This window comes from Pyruvatibacter sp. (assembly GCF_040219635.1).
In the GTDB taxonomy this organism is placed as follows: Bacteria; Pseudomonadota; Alphaproteobacteria; order CGMCC-115125; family CGMCC-115125; genus Pyruvatibacter.
Genome location: NZ_JAVJSC010000008.1, coordinates 38,806 through 55,487 on the forward strand (window position 1 = coordinate 38,806; position 16,682 = coordinate 55,487).

The following is a 16,682-nucleotide window of genomic DNA, read 5'->3' on the forward strand; positions in this document are numbered from 1 at the left end:
GAACGGAGCACGGGCAGGTGTTTCCACTTTAATGTTTATGCCTTTCCGCGACTTGATCGCGGAACCCAGGGCGACATTGCGAGGCTTGTCCGGGTAGCCCTGGACCCCGGATCAAGTCCGGGGTGCAAAGTCTTGAGTTTCAGTCATACCTACCGTGGCAGCGTGGTTTCACCCATCAGGAACTTGTCCACCGTGTGAGCGCACTGGCGGCCTTCACGGATCGCCCAGACGACCAGAGACTGGCCGCGGCGCATGTCGCCGCAGGCGAACAGTTTGTCCACGGAGGATTTGTAGCTGTCTTCGCCTTCGGTGTCGGCCTTGATGTTGCCGCGCTGATCCAGCTCCGGGTTCAGGGCTTCAATCATGCCCTCATGCACGGGGCTGACGAAACCCATGGCGAGCAGCACAAGATCCGCCTTGATTTCAAACTCTGAGCCTTCGATGGGCTGCATCTTGTCGTCCACGCGGGTGCAGATAAGGCCCGTTACCTTGCCGTCTTCGCCGACAAACTTTTTGGTCATCACGGCAAAGTCACGGTCAGCGCCTTCTGCCTGACTGGACGATGTGCGGAACTTCATCGGCCAGTGCGGCCAGGTCATCAGCTTGTCTTCTTTTTCAGGCGGCTGCGGCATGATCTCGATTTGCGTTACCGACACAGCGCCCTGACGGAATGATGTGCCGATGCAGTCGGAGCCGGTGTCGCCACCGCCGATCACCACCACACGCTTGCCCCCGGCCAGAATGGGGGCCGCATTGCCCAGATGCTCGTCGCCGACGCGGCGGTTTTGCTGCGGCAGAAACTCCATCGCAAAGTGAACGCCATCCAGGTCACGGCCTTCAATCGGCAGGTCGCGGGGCTTTTCCGCGCCACCGGCAAGTGCCACGGCATCAAACTGGGCCATCAGGTCGTCGGCGGTCATATCAACGCCAATATGCACGCCGGTTCTAAGCGTCACTCCTTCGGCGGTCATCTGCTCGATGCGGCGGTCGATGACGTGCTTTTCCATTTTGAAATCAGGAATGCCGTAACGCAGCAGGCCCCCTGCCTTCTGGTTTTTTTCAAACAGCGTCACGTCGTGACCCGCGCGGGCCAACTGCTGCGCGCACGCCATGCCTGCCGGGCCGGACCCGACGACGGCAACTTTTTTGCCGGTCTTGTGAGCGGGGATCTGTGGCTCAATCCAGCCGTCTTCAATGGCACGGTCCGCGATGGCGCACTCAATTGATTTGATTGTGACAGGTTTGTCGATGAGGTTGAGCGTACAGGCAGCCTCGCATGGCGCAGGGCAGATGCGGCCGGTCACTTCGGGAAAATTGTTGGTGGAATGCAGGTTGCGTGCTGCTTCCTCCCAATCGTCCGAATACACCAGATCATTCCAGTCGGGGATCTGGTTGTTGACCGGGCAGCCGTTGTGACAATAGGGGATGCCGCAATCCATGCAGCGGGCGGCCTGGCTTTTGACGCCCTCTTCGGACATCGGAATCACGAACTCGCGGAAGTGGCGCACGCGGTCTGAGGCCGGTGCTTCCGTGCGGTCCTGACGGTCGATTTCCATGAAGCCGGTGACTTTACCCATCTGGCTTACCCTTTGTGCTCAAACATCTGTGTTCAAATATCTTCGGTGATGCTGGTTCGTGACGGTGTGGCTATTCGCCTGCCGCCTTGAACGGTGTTGCATCGTTTTCGTTGACAGCCTTCATTTCTTCCAGCGCGCGGCGATAGTCCACCGGCATCACCTTCACAAACTTCGGCAGATAGGTATCCCACGCGTCCAAAATCATTTTGGCGCGGGCAGAGCCCGTGTAGTGGGCGTGGTTCTCAATGAGCTGACGCAGACGTTCAGCGTCAAAGCGCGTCATGTCGGTCATCACGTCCACACGGCCATGAGTCTCAAGGTCACCGCCCTGGTGGCCGCGCCGTTCCATGGCATCGTCCTCGGCGGGAATGTGCTCAAGCTCAACCATCGAGAGGTTGCAGCGGCGCTCAAAGTCGCCCGCCTCATCCAGCACATAGGCAATGCCGCCTGACATGCCGGCGGCAAAGTTGCGGCCGGTTTCGCCCAGCACCACCACAACGCCGCCGGTCATGTATTCGCAGCAATGGTCGCCTGAGCCTTCCACCACGGCGATCGCGCCGGAGTTGCGCACAGCAAATCGCTCACCCGCAACGCCGCGGAAATAGCATTCCCCGGTGATGGCACCATACAGCACCGTGTTGCCGACGATGATGCTCTTTTCAGGCACCACTTTTGCGGTTTCATGCGGATAGATGACAATGCGACCGCCAGACAGGCCCTTGCCCACATAGTCGTTGGCTTCACCGGCCAGCTCAAACGTCACGCCGTGGGCCAGCCATGCGCCGAAGCTCTGGCCTGCGGTGCCGGTAAGTTTTACCGATATCGTGTCTTCGGGCAGACCTTTGTGGCCATAGCGCCTGGCGACTTCGCCCGACAGCATGGCACCGGCGGTGCGGTTCTGCGAGTTGATGGTGGTCTCGATCTTTACCGGTGAGCGGTCGGCGAGCGCAGGCTGCGCCTCGTCAATCAGCTTGCGGTCAAGAATGTCCGTGATCGGATGTTTTTGCGCTTCAACGTGGCGAATAGCCACGCCGGGCACGTCTTCAGGCCGCTGGAACAGGCGCGAGACATCAAGCCCCTGCGCCTTCCAGTGGTTCAGCGCTCTGGTCTGGTCGAGGGCATCCATCAGGCCGATCATGTCTTCAAGTTTGGTGAAGCCCATCTCGGCCATGATGGCGCGCAGTTCTTCGGCCACATAGAAGAAGTAATTCACCACGTGCTCGGGCAGGCCGACGAAACGCTTGCGCAGAACCGGGTCCTGCGTGGCAACGCCCACAGGGCAGGTGTTGAGGTGACACTTGCGCATCATGATGCAGCCTGCGGCAATCAGCGGTGCGGTCGAAAAGCCAAACTCGTCCGCGCCCAGCAACGCACCGATGGCAACGTCGCGTCCGGTGCGCAGGCCACCATCCACCTGCACGGCAATACGGCCGCGCAGGCCGTTGGCCACCAGTGTCTGATGGGTTTCGGCAAGGCCGATTTCCCATGGCGAGCCGGCGTGCTTGATGGAGGTGAGGGGTGACGCCCCGGTGCCGCCTTCGTAGCCCGAAATCGTCACGTGATCGGCGCGTGCCTTGGACACACCTGCGGCCACCGTGCCGACGCCCACTTCCGATACCAGCTTTACCGATACCCAGGCATCCGGATTGACGTTTTTCAGGTCAAAAATGAGCTGCGCCAGATCTTCAATGGAATAGATGTCGTGGTGCGGCGGCGGCGAAATCAGGCCCACGCCGGGCGTTGAGTAGCGCACCTTGGCAATGACCGCGTCCACTTTGTGGCCGGGCAACTGGCCGCCTTCGCCGGGCTTGGCCCCCTGCGCCATCTTAATCTGGATCATGTCGGCGTTGACGAGATATTCCGCCGTCACGCCAAAGCGGCCTGAGGCCACCTGCTTGATGGCTGAGCGCATCGAGTCGCCATTGGCGAGCGGTGTGAACCGGTCCACTTCCTCGCCGCCCTCGCCGGTGTTGGACTTGCCGCCGATGCGGTTCATCGCCATGGCCAGCGTGGTGTGCGCCTCACGGCTGATCGAGCCGAACGACATGGCCCCGGTGGCAAAACGCTTGACGATATCTTTTGCGGGCTCGACGTCATCAATGGACACCGGCGCGCGGCCAAGTTCTTCCGCAGACTTCAAGCGGAACAGGCCGCGAATGGTCATCAGGCGCTTGGTCTGATCGTTGATCGACTTTGCAAACGCGTTGTACTTGTCCTGGCTGTTGCCACGCACCGCGTGTTGCAGGTCGGCCACCGTGTCTGCGGTCCACATGTGTTCTTCGCCGCGTACGCGCTGCATGTATTCGCCGCCTACGGTAAGGGCTGTTTTCAGCACCGGGTCGGTAGAGAACGTGCGGTGGTGACGGCGCACGGTTTCTTCCGCCACTTCGGCAAGCCCCACACCTTCAATGGTGGTGGCTGTGCCGTAGAAGTAGTCGTGCACGAACTGCGACGACAAACCAACGGCGTCAAAAATCTGTGCCCCGCAATAGGACTGATAGGTGGAGATGCCCATCTTGGACATCACCTTCAAAATACCTTTGTCGATGGCCTTGATGTAGCGCGACTTGATGGTGGCATCGTCAAGGTCTTCATCCAGCATGGACTTGCCGGCGACCAGCGTTTCGAACGCCAGATACGGGTTGATGGCTTCCGCGCCATAGCCTGCGAGCGCACAGAAGTGATGCACCTCGCGGGCTTCGCCGGTTTCCACCACAAGGCCCACGCGGGTGCGCAGCTTGCGGCGGATCAGGTGATGATGCACAGCGGAAGTTGCCAGCAGCGACGGGATAGCCACCCGGTCTTCGCTCAGCAGCCTGTCGGACAGGATGATGATGTTGAAGCCTTCGGTGACGGCGCGTTCAGCACGCTCGCACAGCGCGTCCAGCGCGGGCTTCATGCCGGATGCGCCGCGGTCTGCAGCGAAAGTCGTGTCCAGCGTCTTGGTCTGGAAATGATTGTCGGCGATGTCACCGATGGCGCGGATTTTTTCCAGATCCTCATTCGACAGGATCGGCTGGCGCACTTCCAGGCGGCGCAGATCGCCCTGGCTGTGCAGGTCCAGCAGGTTGGGGCGCGGGCCGATGAACGAGACGAGGCTCATCACCAGTTCTTCGCGGATCGGGTCAATCGGCGGGTTGGTGACCTGGGCAAAGTTTTGCTGGAAATAGGCAAACAAGGACTTTGACTGGTTCGACAGCACTGCGATGGGCGTATCCGTGCCCATTGAGCCGATGGCTTCTTGGCCTGTGGCGGCCATGGGCGCCATCAACATGCGCACGTCTTCCTGGGTGTAGCCGAACGCCTGCTGACGCTTGAGCAGTGGCACGTTGGGCTGGGGCGGGTTGCCGCCGATGTCGGGCAGCTCTTCAACCGCGATCTGCGCTTTGTCCAGCCATTCCTGATACGGCTCGAGGGCGGCAAGCTTGGCCTTGTTTTCCTCATCGGAAATGATGCGGCCTTCTTCAAGGTCGATGAGCAGCATCTTGCCGGGCTGCAGCCGCCATTTTTCAACGATACGGTCTTCCGGATACGGAAGAACGCCCATTTCAGATGCCAAAATCACGTGGTCGTCGTCGGTGACGAAATAGCGCGCCGGGCGCAGGCCGTTACGGTCCAGCGTGGCGCCGATCTGGCGACCGTCGGTGAACGCCATAGCGGCGGGGCCATCCCATGGTTCCATCAGGGCAGCGTGATGCTCGTAGAAGGCGCGCCGTGCCGGGTCCATCAGCTCATGCCCGGCCCATGCTTCAGGGATCATCATCATCATGGCGTGCGACAGCGAGTAGCCGCCCATCACAAGCAGCTCCAACGCGTTGTCGAAGCACGCTGAGTCCGACTGGCCCTCAACAATCAGGGGCCAGATTTTTTCAACGTCCGCACCCAGAACATCGGACGCCATGGAGCCCTGACGGGCTGCCATCCAGTTGACGTTGCCGCGCAACGTGTTGATCTCGCCATTGTGGCAGATCATCCGGAACGGCTGGGCGAGGCTCCAGGTGGGAAAGGTGTTGGTGGAAAAGCGCTGATGCACCAGCGCCAGCGCTGACACCATGCGATCGTCATGCAGATCCAGATAGTATTTGCCTACCTGGTCGGACATCAACATGCCCTTGTAGTTGAGCACACGAGACGACATGGAGGTGATGTAGGTGTCTGCCGCGCTGGTAACGTCTTCTTCCAGCAGCGAGTTCCAGATCTGCTTGCGGATAACAAACAGCTTGCGCTCGAACGCGTCCTGATCAGCACAGTTTTCGCCGCGCTGAATGAACAACTGCTTGTGATACGGCTCGGTGGGAATAACTGAATAGCCAAGGTCACGGTTGTCCACCGGCACATCGCGCCAGCCCAGAACCGTCTGGCCTTCAGCGGCAACCACCTGTTCGGCACGCTGTATCGCGTGGGCACGCCGGTCATCTTCCTGCGGCAGGAAGAAGTGCCCCACGGCGTAGTTGCCCTCCGCTGGAAGCGTGAAGCCAAGTTCGCCGGTGACAGCGCGCAGGAACGCATCGGGCATCTGAATGAGAATGCCGGCCCCGTCGCCAGCCTTGGGGTCAGCGCCCACAGCGCCGCGGTGTTCAAGGTTGCACAGAATTGACAGACCATCCTGCACGGTCTTGTGGGTTTTGATGTTCTTGATATTGGCGACAAAGCCGATGCCGCAGGCATCTTTTTCGTTGCGCGGGTCGTACAGACCCTTGGGCGCGGGCATACCTGCGGGGCGGAAACCGGGCCGGAACTTTTCATCCTGTGACTTCGTCATGCCGCCAACCTCTTCAAAATCCATATCTTCACATCCGTGTCTCAGGGCCGCTTTGGGGGCGTGCCTGTGACGCAAAACAAACCAGTTGCGGGCACTCATGTTCCCCTTCATGTCGGGGTATCTAGCGCCGTCGGGCAATCGCGCAACCGGCAAGCGTCCCCCGGTCGGCCCGTCATCTCCCGAAGCGCGCGCCCACACATGGGTGGCGCCGGAAGAGGACGCGGGTCGGCAGGAATGCCGCCTTGTCGCGAATTGACCTTGAACCCTCGCTTGGTGCCGCGCTGCCATCATGCTGGCCGGCTCCGGTCACAAGGGCCTTTTGCCTTGTCGGGCGGGTGCTGCCTGATGAGCAACCCAGCTTTTTCGCCCGAATGCTGCTGCCCTGCCTGATACACGGCCGGGTCTGCATCACGGCTGGATAGTGCCAGAGAGGGGCGGGATGAATCAAGGTCAGGAATAGTGACCTTTTTTGTCGCGGGCTTTGCCGTGGCCACCTGTAAAAACGGCTGTTTTCCGGCACAAATTGTGGCGGCTAAACTGTTCACGCTCATTCACACGGGTTTGAAGGCACTGGCGCGCCTTGTGAATTCACCTTTTGAAACGCTTTGGGCACTGTTGGCGAGTCGCAAGGGTGCCTGCCCGCCGGTGGTGTCCCCCGCCGCGTTTGTCCGGGGGGCGGGCACTTCTTGCGCGTTTTTTCCTCTCCTTGAAGTCGGAAAAGCCCGTTTGAGCCCGGCTGTGCCCGGCATGCTGCGCCGGTGCCTGCGGCCAGCATCACGGTCGCTCGCGCTTTTATCACACGGCCTCACAGTCGTTTGAGGCGGCGCGACGGCATCGTGAGTTTCTTTTTTTGAGTGCGGACACGAGGTTGAGGGGGCGGCGGAGACGCACTTCGCCCAACCAACCAACGTCTTCTTCTTATTCACTGTTCAACAAGGAAACGGATCCCATGAAAAACGCTTCAACAACCGCTTTCGCCGTCGCCGGTGCTCTTTCAGCCGCTGTCACAATGGGCGCGCTTGCCGCTTCTCCTGCTGCCGCTGCCGACATGGAAAAATGCTACGGCGTGTCGCTTGCCGGTGAAAATGATTGTGCTGCCGGTGCAGGCACATCGTGTCAGGGCACATCCACCATTGATTACCAGTCCAACGCCTGGACGCTGGTTCCTGCAGGCACCTGCGAAACCATTGAAACGCCAAATGGCACAGGCAGCCTTGAAGCCAGCGACGTCAACGTACCTGCGTAACACAGACCCCTCTTACGCGAGACATGTCCCGAATGACCTGTTCCCCTCACATACTTCCTGCTGGTGCGCAGCTGTTTCGCGCCTCCGCCCCGCCGTATGCCCCCGCGCGTGCACAGGGTGGGACGGGAGAGGTTCCTCAAGGGTCATTCGGGCATGCCGCAGGCGGGCATACCAGGAATGTGCATGAAGCGGTGGCAGGCGTGTCACTGAAGCCGCAGCATTATCAGGAAATTTTGAGCACTGATGATGCAGTGCCGGGCGTCGATTTTTTTGAGGTCCATGCAGAAAACTATTTTGGGGCCGGAGGTGCGCCGCATCGCTATCTCAGCGCTATTGCAGACCGTATGCCGCTTTCCATTCATGGCATTGGCCTGTCGCTGGGTGGTGCCTCGCCGCTGAACCAACATCACCTTGAAAACCTGCGTGCGTTGCTAGAGCGCTATCAGCCTATGCTGGTGTCCGAACATCTGGCGTGGTGCGAAAATGGCGGTGCCTATTTCAACGACCTTTTGCCTGTCGCGCTCACCCATGAAGCGCTGGCGATTGCCATTGACCATGTGCACCAGACCCAGGACGTGCTTGGTCGGCAGATACTGGTCGAGAACCCCTCCAGTTATCTGGCGTTTGCGGACAGCAAAATTGCGGAGCCGGAGTTTTTAAGTGTGCTTGCGCAACGCACCGGATGCGGGCTGTTGCTCGACGTCAACAATGTTGCTGTCAGTGCACATAATCTGGGCACAGACCCTTACGCCTATCTTGACGCATTTGATGTGGCATTGGTCGGCGAGATTCATATTGCAGGCCACAGTGTGGATGTGCGCGGAACAACGCCGCTGCGCATTGACGATCATGGCAGTCCGCCTACGGATGAAGTCTGGGCGTTGTATGCGCATGTGATTGAACGCGCTGGTGCGCGCCCAACCCTGCTTGAGTGGGACACGGATGTGCCGCCACTGAGTGAGCTTGCAAGCGAGGCGCGCAGGGCACGCGACACTATGCACGCGGTAGTGGCAGATGCTGTTGAAGAGCGTGTGTGATGACGAACCTTGAAACCCAGCAACGCCTGTTTGCAGCGTCTCTGCGCGACCCTGACAACAACATGATTTTGAACGAGATGGCGGGCGTGTCCGGTGAAATACTGCCCTCAAAGCCGCGGTTTGACGTGTATCGCAACAATGTATTCAGCAGCCTGACGGATGCGCTGGCGGCACTTTATCCGGTGTGTCAGCGGCTGGTGGGTCAGACGTTTTTCAGGGCGATGGCGCGTGCCTATCTGCAGCGGCCAGCGCCCGATGCATTGCCGCGTCAGGCGTCGCTGATCGGCTTTGCGCCTGACTTTGCAGGGTTTTTGGTGTCGTTCGAGCCTGCGCGCGGCATGCCTTATCTGCCGGACGTGGCACGGCTCGAATATGCGTGGCACCGGGTTTATCACGCAGCCGACGCAACGCCTGTCACCGCGCAGGATTTGCAAGTGGTGCTTGAGCGCGAAGGTGCGCAGGCGCTGGATGGGCTGCGGCTTGCGCTGCCAGCAGCGCATAGCCTGTTGATGGCGCCTTATGCGGTGTCGCGCATCTGGGAAGCCAACCAGCCTGCCAATGACGGCAAGTTAGATGTGACCACTGGCGACGTTGCCGAGCGGTTGTTTGTGGTGCGGCCCGGCGCGCAGGTGGAAGTGCGCCGGTTGTCGCCGGGTGCTTTTTCCTTTGTGTGCGCTGTTGATGGCGGTGTGACGCTTGGCCGGGCGATGATTTCAGCCTTCGAGGCCGAGCCGGACGCAGACCCACAGCTAATTTTTGCAGCACTTTTGACGGCGGGCAGTTTTGTCTGGCCCACGGATGCTGCTGCCTGATGCCATTTCATTTGACGATGTGCATTTTAAAACAGGGGGCGAACCCATGACGTATGCCAACCTTATTACGGCTAGCCAGAACGGACTTGTCGGATTTATCTCACGGGCCATCGACATCATGTCAGCGGTGCCGGAGTGGATATTGGCACTCGGTGCCCGCATCGCAGTTGGCATGGTGTTCTGGACATCCGCCCGTCTCAAGGTCGACGGTTTTGCGCTGAAAGACTCAACCTACTTTCTGTTTGAGCATGAGTATGCATTGCCGCTGATCCCCTCTGACTGGGCGGCGGTGCTGGGCACTGTTGGCGAGCACCTGTTTCCCCTGATGTTGTTTGTGGGACTGGGCGCGCGCTTCGGCGCACTTGGTTTGCTGGTGATGACGGCGGTCATCCAGACGTTTGTGTATCCCGGTGCGTGGGCGCTTCATCTCTTATGGGCCACAGCGCTGCTTTACATCATCATTCGCGGACCGGGCCTTCTGGCGATCGATAATCTGATTGCCCGGCGGTTTGGACGCTGACATGGCGGTGCTGTGGCGGTAGGCTTTGCGGGTCGTTTTCAAGAAGGGAGCAGACCCCATGATGACTCAAGCCATTGCCCTTGGATTTGGGCTCTACATGATTGCCGCCGGTATTGCCCTTGTCGCCACGCCCGACCGGGGCCGCGCCATGCTGCGGGATTTGCGCGAAAGCGCGGGTCTGTCGTTTGTGTGCGGTGTCTTGGTGTTTTTCATCGGTGCCGTGCTGCTGACGGCCCACCACAAGATTGACACGCCACTGGAGACGATAGTCACCATATTGGCGGCGATTACGCTGCTGGAGGGCTTCATCTTTCTCGCCATCGGCTCATCGTTCATGCGGCTGCTCAACCCGCTGGTGACGGGTCAGTTCATCCGGGCGTGGGGAATTTTGGCGCTTGGTGTCGGGGCCGTCCTTACATATGTCGGACTTGGCTGGCACTAGCACCACGCGTTTCGGACGCCTGTTTTCAGGCCCCGGTTTCAGGCCCCAGGTTCAGGTGACTAGCTGAAAGTAGGGTGCGGCACATCCGCCCGCCCTCAGCCCGCTTGGTCGTGTCGGGTGTGCCTGCCAACATGCCGCGCCAGGCCGCAACCCTCTGCCGATAAAGGATGATTGGTCTTGAGGGCTAAAAACCCCTGTTGCCTGTAAGGGTTTTTGTGGGTCAATGGGTCAGCCCGATTGACCAAGGTCAATGTTGTTTCCCGCAGAATCCTGCACCTACCCTGACATGTGCAGCGTTCGCGTAGGCCATTTGCGGCAGTGTATCGTCGGCACGCAGTTTCGATGCGGGACTTTTTAGGCAGGACACAGCGTAGGTCATGACACAAACAACAAATCCCCGGAACAACTCCGGAGCACCGCTCAGCGACGACGGTCGGCTGACGACCACGGGCTGGGGGGCGATCGCGCTGTTCGGCCTTGGCGCGTTTCTGGGTATTTTCGTGATCGCCGGTGCCACCAGCGGGCCGGTGGCGTTTCATGGCGCGCTCATCACGGTGTTCTGCCTGCTTGCCATCATGTGGATCGGCGACCGGCACTTTGATTTTCTCAAGCGCGGGCCAACACCCGCAGCGCCGGACGGCGTGCAGTACAATGACGCGGTGATCCGCTGGGGCGTGATTGCCTCCACCTTCTGGGGTGTTGTGGGGTTTGCGGCCGGGCTGGTGCTCTCCATCCAGCTTGCCTACCCGGACCTGCTGACCGGCATTGCCGAGCTGAACTTCGGACGCCTGCGCCCTGTGCATACGTCTGCTGTGATCTTTGCCTTTGGCGGCAACGTGCTGATCGCCACGTCGTTTTATGTGGTGCAGCGCACCTCCAAGGCGCGGCTGGCGGGCGACATTGCGCCGTGGTTCGTGTTCTGGGGCTATCAGTTGTTTATCGTTCTGGCCGCCACCGGCTATGTGCTGGGTGTCACCCAGTCCAAGGAGTACGCCGAGCCTGAATGGTACATCGACCTGTGGCTCACTATCGTGTGGGTGGTGTATCTGCTGGTGTTCCTTGGCACGCTGTGGCGGCGCCGTGAGCCGCACATCTATGTGGCCAACTGGTTCTACCTCGCCTTCATCGTCACTATTGCGATGCTGCACATCGTCAACAATCTGGCGGTGCCGGTGTCGTTTACCGGCGACAAATCCTATGTGCTGATGTCAGGCGTGCAGGATGCCATGACCCAGTGGTGGTATGGCCACAACGCGGTGGGCTTCTTCCTCACCGCGGGCTTTCTGGGCATCATGTATTATTTCATTCCCAAGCGCGCCGAGCGGCCGGTGTATTCGTACCGCCTGTCGATCATTCACTTCTGGGCGCTGATCTTTTTGTACATCTGGGCGGGTCCGCACCACCTGCATTTCACAGCGCTGCCTGACTGGGCACAGACGCTGGGGGCGACGTTCTCCATCATGCTGTGGATGCCCTCCTGGGGCGGCATGATCAACGGCCTGATGACGCTGGCCGGTGCGTGGGACCGTCTTCGCACGGACCCGGTGATCCGCATGTTGGTGGTGTCGGTGGCGTTCTACGGCATGAGCACGTTTGAAGGCCCGCTGATGAGCATCAAGGCTGTGAACGGTCTGTCGCATTACACCGACTGGACCATCGGTCACGTGCACTCCGGTGCGCTGGGCTGGGTCGGCTTTGTGAGCTTTGGCGCGCTTTACTGCATGACGCCGTGGGTATGGCGTCGTCAGCGGTTGTATTCATTGGCGCTGGTTGAATGGCACTTCTGGATCGCGACCCTGGGCATCGTGCTCTACATCACCTCCATGTGGGTGTCGGGCATTCTGCAGGGCCTGATGTGGCGCGCCTATGATGCGCTGGGCTTCCTTGAATACTCCTTCGTGGAAACCGTGGAAGCGATGCACCCGTTCTATGTCATTCGCGGGCTGGGGGGTGCGCTGTTCGTCGTCGGCTCACTCATCATGGCCTACAATCTGTACAAAACCGCCAAGGGTGAAATCCGCGAAAGCGAGCCCCTTGATGCAACCGCCGGCCGTGCTCCGCAGGGCCAGTTCGTTGCAGCGCCGGCGCAATAGGGAGGGCTGAACAGATGTCCTTATTCAGTCACGCCACCCTTGAGCGCAACTCGATCATTCTGGTGGTCGCCATTCTGGTGGTGGTGTCCATCGGCGGCATCGTGCAAATCGCACCGTTGTTCTTTCTGTCCTCCACCATTGAGGAAGTGGACGGAATGCGGCCCTATTCGCCGCTGGAGCTTGCCGGCCGCAACATCTACATCCGCGAGGGCTGCTACAACTGCCACAGCCAGATGATCCGCTCACTGCGCGACGAAGTGGAGCGGTACGGGCACTACTCGCTGGCGGCTGAGAGCATGTACGACCACCCGTTCCAGTGGGGCTCCAAGCGCACCGGGCCGGACCTGGCGCGTGTCGGCGGCAAGTATTCAGACGACTGGCATGTGCTGCACATGGCAGACCCGCGCGCCGTGGTGCCTGAGAGCATCATGCCGGAATACCCGTTTCTGGCAGAGACGCCGCTCAATTTTGAGGGCATTGCGGACCATCTCAGGACCAACCGCATTGTCGGTGTACCGTACACGGATGAAATGATCGAGAACGCGGAAGCTGACCTCAAAATCCAGGTGCAGCCGTTTGAGGATTATGACGCCATGCTGGCGCGCTATCCAAAGGCACAGGTGCGCGACTTTGACGGCAACCCCGACATGATTTCCGAACTCGATGCACTCATCGCCTACATGCAGATGCTGGGCACCCTCGTTGACTTCTCGGCTTACGAAGCCGAGGGCGAGAACATGCGCTAGGGGGCAGGCATCATGGGATATGACGAAATGAGAAGCATCGGCGGGGCCATTGGCCTGGTCGGGCTGTTTGTCGGGTTTGTCGGTGTCATCGTCTATGCGATGTGGCCCGGCAACAAAAAGAACTTCGACCGCGCGGCGATGGTGCCGCTTGATGATGATACGCCGGCAGATGAGGGGCGTTCAAAATGACCGATAATGCTGACAACAAGCCGGGACATGCCGAGCCTGATGCCCATGTGGATGCCTATACCGGTGTGCAGACAACGGGCCACGAGTGGGACGGCATCCGCGAGCTGGACAACCCGCTGCCGCGCTGGTGGTTGTGGACGTTTTATGCCTGCATCCTGTGGGCGGTCGGCTACTGGGTGCTGTATCCGGCGTGGCCGCTTGCCTCAAGCTACACAACGGGGTTGCTGGGCTACTCGCAGCGCGAACTGGTAACCGAGCAGGTTGCCGCCTCGCGCGAAGCGTTGCGCGAATATGATGTGCAGATACTGGCCGGCGCATTGAGCGATGTGCCGGGCAATCCTGCCGTGCACTCGGTGGCGCTGGCAGGTGGCGAAAGCGCCTTCGGTGACAACTGCGCACCGTGTCACGGACGCGGCGGGCAGGGCTTCAAGGGCTACCCCAACCTCAATGACGACGCCTGGCTGTGGGGCGGCACGCTGGAAGACATTCAAACCACGCTGCGCCACGGTATCCGCTGGGACATTGACCCGGACACCCGCATGAACGACATGCCGAAGTTCCTCGACGACGGCATTTTGAGCCGCGAGGAAGTGGCGGACACAACCCAGTATGTGATGTCGATTTCCGGCCGTGATGCGGACCCTGAGGCTGCCACGCGCGGAGCTGAGATTTTCGCGGCGCAGTGCTCGGTCTGTCATATGGACGACGGACGCGGCAACAAGGAGCTAGGGGCCCCCAACCTGACCGATGCAATCTGGCTGTATGGCGGCGACCAGCAAACCATCTATGCGTCAATAGCCCACAGTCGGCGCGGCGTCATGCCCGCTTGGCAGGGGCGGCTGGATGAGGCGACCATCGCCAAGCTGGCGCTGTATGTTCACTCGCTTGGGGGCGGTGAGCCATCCGCGCCGGTGGCAGAAGTGTTTGGCGACGTGCTGCCCGAAGAAAGCCTGCCGGCGACCGAAGGCGGGGTGCAGGAGTAATCCGGCGATCAGGTTGATCCGGGAACAGCAGGCCACGCTGCGGACTTTGCTGTGCGAAGGGGACACGGCTGTTTGGTCGTGCGTGTGCTGATCGTGCGTGTGCTGATGATGTGTTCCGGATAGGAGGGTCCGGACAGGAAGGATTGCGATGACTTCGAATGATCCAGGTTCGGGCCTTTCAGACCTTGCCCGCGAAGCGGTGGCAAATGTTGTCGCACCCGAACCACCTCCCGCTGCCGCGACAGGACCCGGCGATGGTCGCGCCCACGAAAAAGTGGAGCGCCATGATGTGGAGCCGGTCAACTCGGCTGCCTCACGGTCGCTGTATGAAAAACGCCGCGCCATTCATCCCAAACTGGTGCACGGGGTTTTCCGCAACATCAAATGGGTGGTGATGGCGGTCACCCTTGGCATTTATTATGTGCTGCCATGGATCCGCTGGGATCGCGGCCCCAATGCGCCGGACCAGGCCGTGCTGCTGGATATGCCGGGGCGGCGGTTTTATTTCTTCTTCATCGAAATCTGGCCGCAGGAAATCTATTACATCACCGGGCTGCTGGTGCTCGCCTCGCTGGTGCTGTTTTTGGCCACCTCGCTGTTTGGCCGGGTGTGGTGCGGCTATACCTGTCCACAAACCGTATGGACGGATCTGTTCATCATGGTGGAGCGCATGGTGGAGGGGGACCGCAACGACCGGCTGCGCATGGCCAAGCGCCCCTGGACGCTGGGCAAGTTTGGCAAAAAACTCACCAAGCATTCCATCTGGGTGCTGATCGCGCTGGCGACCGGCGGCGCGTGGGTGTTCTATTTCGCCGACGCCCCCACATTGGCCGTGCAGCTTGTCACGCTGGACGCGCCGGTTGTGGCCTATCTGTTTATCGGCGTGTTCGCCTCTACCACCTACCTGCTGGGTGGCCTCGCCCGCGAACAGGTGTGCACCTATATGTGTCCGTGGCCGCGCATTCAGGGTGCGCTGGTGGATGACCAGTCGTTTCTGGTCAGCTACCGGACAGACCGGGGTGAGCCACGCGGCGCGCACCGCAAGGGCGACACATGGGAGGGGCGGGGCGACTGCATTGACTGCAAGCAATGTGTTGTGGCGTGCCCGATGGGCATCGACATCCGCGACGGCGACCAGCTTGAGTGCATTCAGTGTGCGCTGTGCATTGATGCGTGCAACGACATCATGGACAAGATCGACCGCCCGCGCGGTCTCATCACCTATGATAATTTCGACAATATGGAGCGGCGCGAAAAAGGCCTGGCACCGCGCACGCGCTTGCTGCGTCCGCGCACCATTTTGTATGCGGCGCTCATTGTGCTGGTGGGGGCGATCATGCTGGCCGCGCTTGTCACCCGCTCTCCGCTGGACGTAAACGTGCTGCGCGACCGCAACCCGTTGTTCGTCATGTTGTCTGACGGGTCCATCCGCAACGGCTATGACGTGAAGATCCTCAACAAGCTGTCGGAAGAGCGGTTGTTCAACGTTACTGTCACGGGCCTTGAGGGTGCGCGGCTGTCCACGCTGACACAGACCGGCCTTGAGACTTTGCCGGTGGCCGTTGCGCCCGACCGGTTGCGCAATCTGCGGGTGTTCGTGTCAGTATCAGCCGAGCAGACAGGGCTGGTTGAAGACGGTGTGGCAGATATTGATTTTGTCATCACGGACATGATGGATGGCCGCGAAGTCCGCAACGCCACGACCTTCCGCGTACCTGACCAGCGCTAGGAGGCGCAAAACCAATGGTGCTTTTGAAAAATGGCCTGACCGGGTGGCATGTGCTGGGCGCGATGGTGGCGTTTTTCGGCGTCATCTTCGCAGTGAACGGGTTCATGACCTATCAGGCGCTGAGCACGTTTTCAGGCATCGAAACACCCAATGCCTATCAGGTGGGCCGCGATTTCAACCAGACCCTTGAGGCGGCTGAAGCGCAACGCGCGCGCGGCTGGCAGGTGACATTTGACGAGAAATTTGTCGCCATGCCTGACGGAACGCAGGCCCGTGTCGTGGTAACGGTAGCGGACGCAGCCGGATCAGCCATCAGCGGCCTTGACGGCACCCTCACCTTCTGGCGCCCTGTTGTGCAGGGCAAGGACGTGGTGGCGGTGCTCACGCCGTTCACCGACGGAACCTATGTGGCAGAAGCGGTTCTGCCCGCACGCGGCACATGGGATATGCGGCTGTCGCTTGAAGCCTCAACGGATATGCGGGCGGATGCCGACACAACGCCATATTATCTTGAGAAGCGTGTGTTTGCCGGCGGGCCTTCGTGAC

Annotated in this window: 13 protein-coding genes; 11 read left to right on the forward strand and 2 right to left on the reverse strand. The window is 60.3% G+C overall.

Features of this window, described 5'->3' with window-relative positions:
- Nucleotides 1–149 precede the first annotated feature (149 nt).
- Both RIB87_RS12030 and gltB read right to left on the reverse strand, forming a co-directional pair.
- Complete coding sequence (locus RIB87_RS12030) at nucleotides 150–1,577, reverse strand: glutamate synthase subunit beta (protein WP_350146950.1); 1,428 nt, start codon at nucleotides 1,575–1,577, stop codon at nucleotides 150–152.
- Nucleotides 1,578–1,647: 70 nt separating this feature from the next.
- Nucleotides 1,648–6,339 carry a glutamate synthase large subunit gene (gene gltB, locus RIB87_RS12035; RefSeq protein WP_502943248.1) on the reverse strand — a complete coding sequence of 1,564 codons (4,692 nt, stop codon included), beginning with the start codon at nucleotides 6,337–6,339 and terminating at the stop codon, nucleotides 1,648–1,650.
- A 949-nt stretch (nucleotides 6,340–7,288) separates the two neighbouring features.
- Between gltB and RIB87_RS12040 the strand changes: the two genes are divergently transcribed.
- The 11 genes from RIB87_RS12040 to RIB87_RS12090 all read left to right on the forward strand — a co-directional run bounded on the left by RIB87_RS12040 (nucleotide 7,289) and on the right by RIB87_RS12090 (nucleotide 16,681).
- Nucleotides 7,289–7,585 (forward strand): BufA1 family periplasmic bufferin-type metallophore, encoded by a 297-nt coding sequence (locus RIB87_RS12040; RefSeq protein WP_350146952.1) that lies wholly within the window; start codon nucleotides 7,289–7,291, stop codon nucleotides 7,583–7,585.
- Between the two features lie 200 nt (nucleotides 7,586–7,785).
- Complete coding sequence (gene bufB / locus RIB87_RS12045; protein ID WP_502943249.1) at nucleotides 7,786–8,622, forward strand: MNIO family bufferin maturase; 837 nt, start codon at nucleotides 7,786–7,788, stop codon at nucleotides 8,620–8,622.
- Nucleotides 8,622–9,434, forward strand: coding sequence for an HvfC/BufC family peptide modification chaperone (locus RIB87_RS12050; RefSeq protein ID WP_350146956.1), 813 nt, complete (start codon nucleotides 8,622–8,624; stop codon nucleotides 9,432–9,434). Before bufB ends, RIB87_RS12050 begins: the two co-directional genes overlap by 1 nt.
- A 46-nt stretch (nucleotides 9,435–9,480) precedes the next feature.
- Nucleotides 9,481–9,954: a DoxX family protein gene (locus RIB87_RS12055; protein ID WP_350146958.1), complete on the forward strand. Its 474-nt coding sequence runs from the start codon at nucleotides 9,481–9,483 to the stop codon at nucleotides 9,952–9,954.
- A gap of 58 nt (nucleotides 9,955–10,012) precedes the next feature.
- A complete protein-coding gene (locus RIB87_RS12060; protein WP_350146960.1) occupies nucleotides 10,013–10,396 on the forward strand; it encodes a hypothetical protein in 384 nt (127 codons plus the stop codon).
- Nucleotides 10,397–10,773: 377 nt separating this feature from the next.
- Nucleotides 10,774–12,489, forward strand: a complete 1,716-nt coding sequence (gene ccoN, locus RIB87_RS12065; RefSeq protein WP_350146962.1) for a cytochrome-c oxidase, cbb3-type subunit I — start codon at nucleotides 10,774–10,776, stop codon at nucleotides 12,487–12,489.
- Between the two features lie 14 nt (nucleotides 12,490–12,503).
- Nucleotides 12,504–13,235 carry a cytochrome-c oxidase, cbb3-type subunit II gene (gene ccoO, locus RIB87_RS12070; protein WP_350146964.1) on the forward strand — a complete coding sequence of 244 codons (732 nt, stop codon included), beginning with the start codon at nucleotides 12,504–12,506 and terminating at the stop codon, nucleotides 13,233–13,235.
- A gap of 12 nt (nucleotides 13,236–13,247) precedes the next feature.
- Nucleotides 13,248–13,424 (forward strand): cbb3-type cytochrome oxidase subunit 3, encoded by a 177-nt coding sequence (locus RIB87_RS12075; protein WP_350146966.1) that lies wholly within the window; start codon nucleotides 13,248–13,250, stop codon nucleotides 13,422–13,424.
- Complete coding sequence (gene ccoP, locus RIB87_RS12080) at nucleotides 13,421–14,407, forward strand: cytochrome-c oxidase, cbb3-type subunit III (protein ID WP_350146968.1); 987 nt, start codon at nucleotides 13,421–13,423, stop codon at nucleotides 14,405–14,407. Before RIB87_RS12075 ends, ccoP begins: the two co-directional genes overlap by 4 nt.
- Nucleotides 14,408–14,555: 148 nt before the next feature.
- Nucleotides 14,556–16,136 carry a cytochrome c oxidase accessory protein CcoG gene (gene ccoG / locus RIB87_RS12085; RefSeq protein ID WP_350146970.1) on the forward strand — a complete coding sequence of 527 codons (1,581 nt, stop codon included), beginning with the start codon at nucleotides 14,556–14,558 and terminating at the stop codon, nucleotides 16,134–16,136.
- A gap of 14 nt (nucleotides 16,137–16,150) precedes the next feature.
- Nucleotides 16,151–16,681, forward strand: coding sequence for a FixH family protein (locus tag RIB87_RS12090; RefSeq protein WP_350146973.1), 531 nt, complete (start codon nucleotides 16,151–16,153; stop codon nucleotides 16,679–16,681).
- The last annotated feature ends 1 nt before the right edge of the window (nucleotide 16,682 follow it).

What these genes read in the sequence shown, in the direction of transcription:
- RIB87_RS12075 (WP_350146966.1), top strand. Translation starts at nt 13,248, where the DNA reads ATGGGATATGACGAAATGAGAAGCATCGGCGGGGCCATTGGCCTGGTC.
- ccoP (WP_350146968.1), top strand. Translation starts at nt 13,421, where the DNA reads ATGACCGATAATGCTGACAACAAGCCGGGACATGCCGAGCCTGATGCC.
- RIB87_RS12090 (WP_350146973.1), top strand. Translation starts at nt 16,151, where the DNA reads ATGGTGCTTTTGAAAAATGGCCTGACCGGGTGGCATGTGCTGGGCGCG.
- ccoO (WP_350146964.1), top strand. Translation starts at nt 12,504, where the DNA reads ATGTCCTTATTCAGTCACGCCACCCTTGAGCGCAACTCGATCATTCTG.
- RIB87_RS12030 (WP_350146950.1), bottom strand. Translation starts at nt 1,577, where the DNA reads ATGGGTAAAGTCACCGGCTTCATGGAAATCGACCGTCAGGACCGCACG.
- RIB87_RS12050 (WP_350146956.1), top strand. Translation starts at nt 8,622, where the DNA reads ATGACGAACCTTGAAACCCAGCAACGCCTGTTTGCAGCGTCTCTGCGC.
- RIB87_RS12055 (WP_350146958.1), top strand. Translation starts at nt 9,481, where the DNA reads ATGACGTATGCCAACCTTATTACGGCTAGCCAGAACGGACTTGTCGGA.
- ccoN (WP_350146962.1), top strand. Translation starts at nt 10,774, where the DNA reads ATGACACAAACAACAAATCCCCGGAACAACTCCGGAGCACCGCTCAGC.
- gltB (WP_502943248.1), bottom strand. Translation starts at nt 6,339, where the DNA reads ATGACGAAGTCACAGGATGAAAAGTTCCGGCCCGGTTTCCGCCCCGCA.
- RIB87_RS12040 (WP_350146952.1), top strand. Translation starts at nt 7,289, where the DNA reads ATGAAAAACGCTTCAACAACCGCTTTCGCCGTCGCCGGTGCTCTTTCA.
- RIB87_RS12060 (WP_350146960.1), top strand. Translation starts at nt 10,013, where the DNA reads ATGATGACTCAAGCCATTGCCCTTGGATTTGGGCTCTACATGATTGCC.
- ccoG (WP_350146970.1), top strand. Translation starts at nt 14,556, where the DNA reads ATGACTTCGAATGATCCAGGTTCGGGCCTTTCAGACCTTGCCCGCGAA.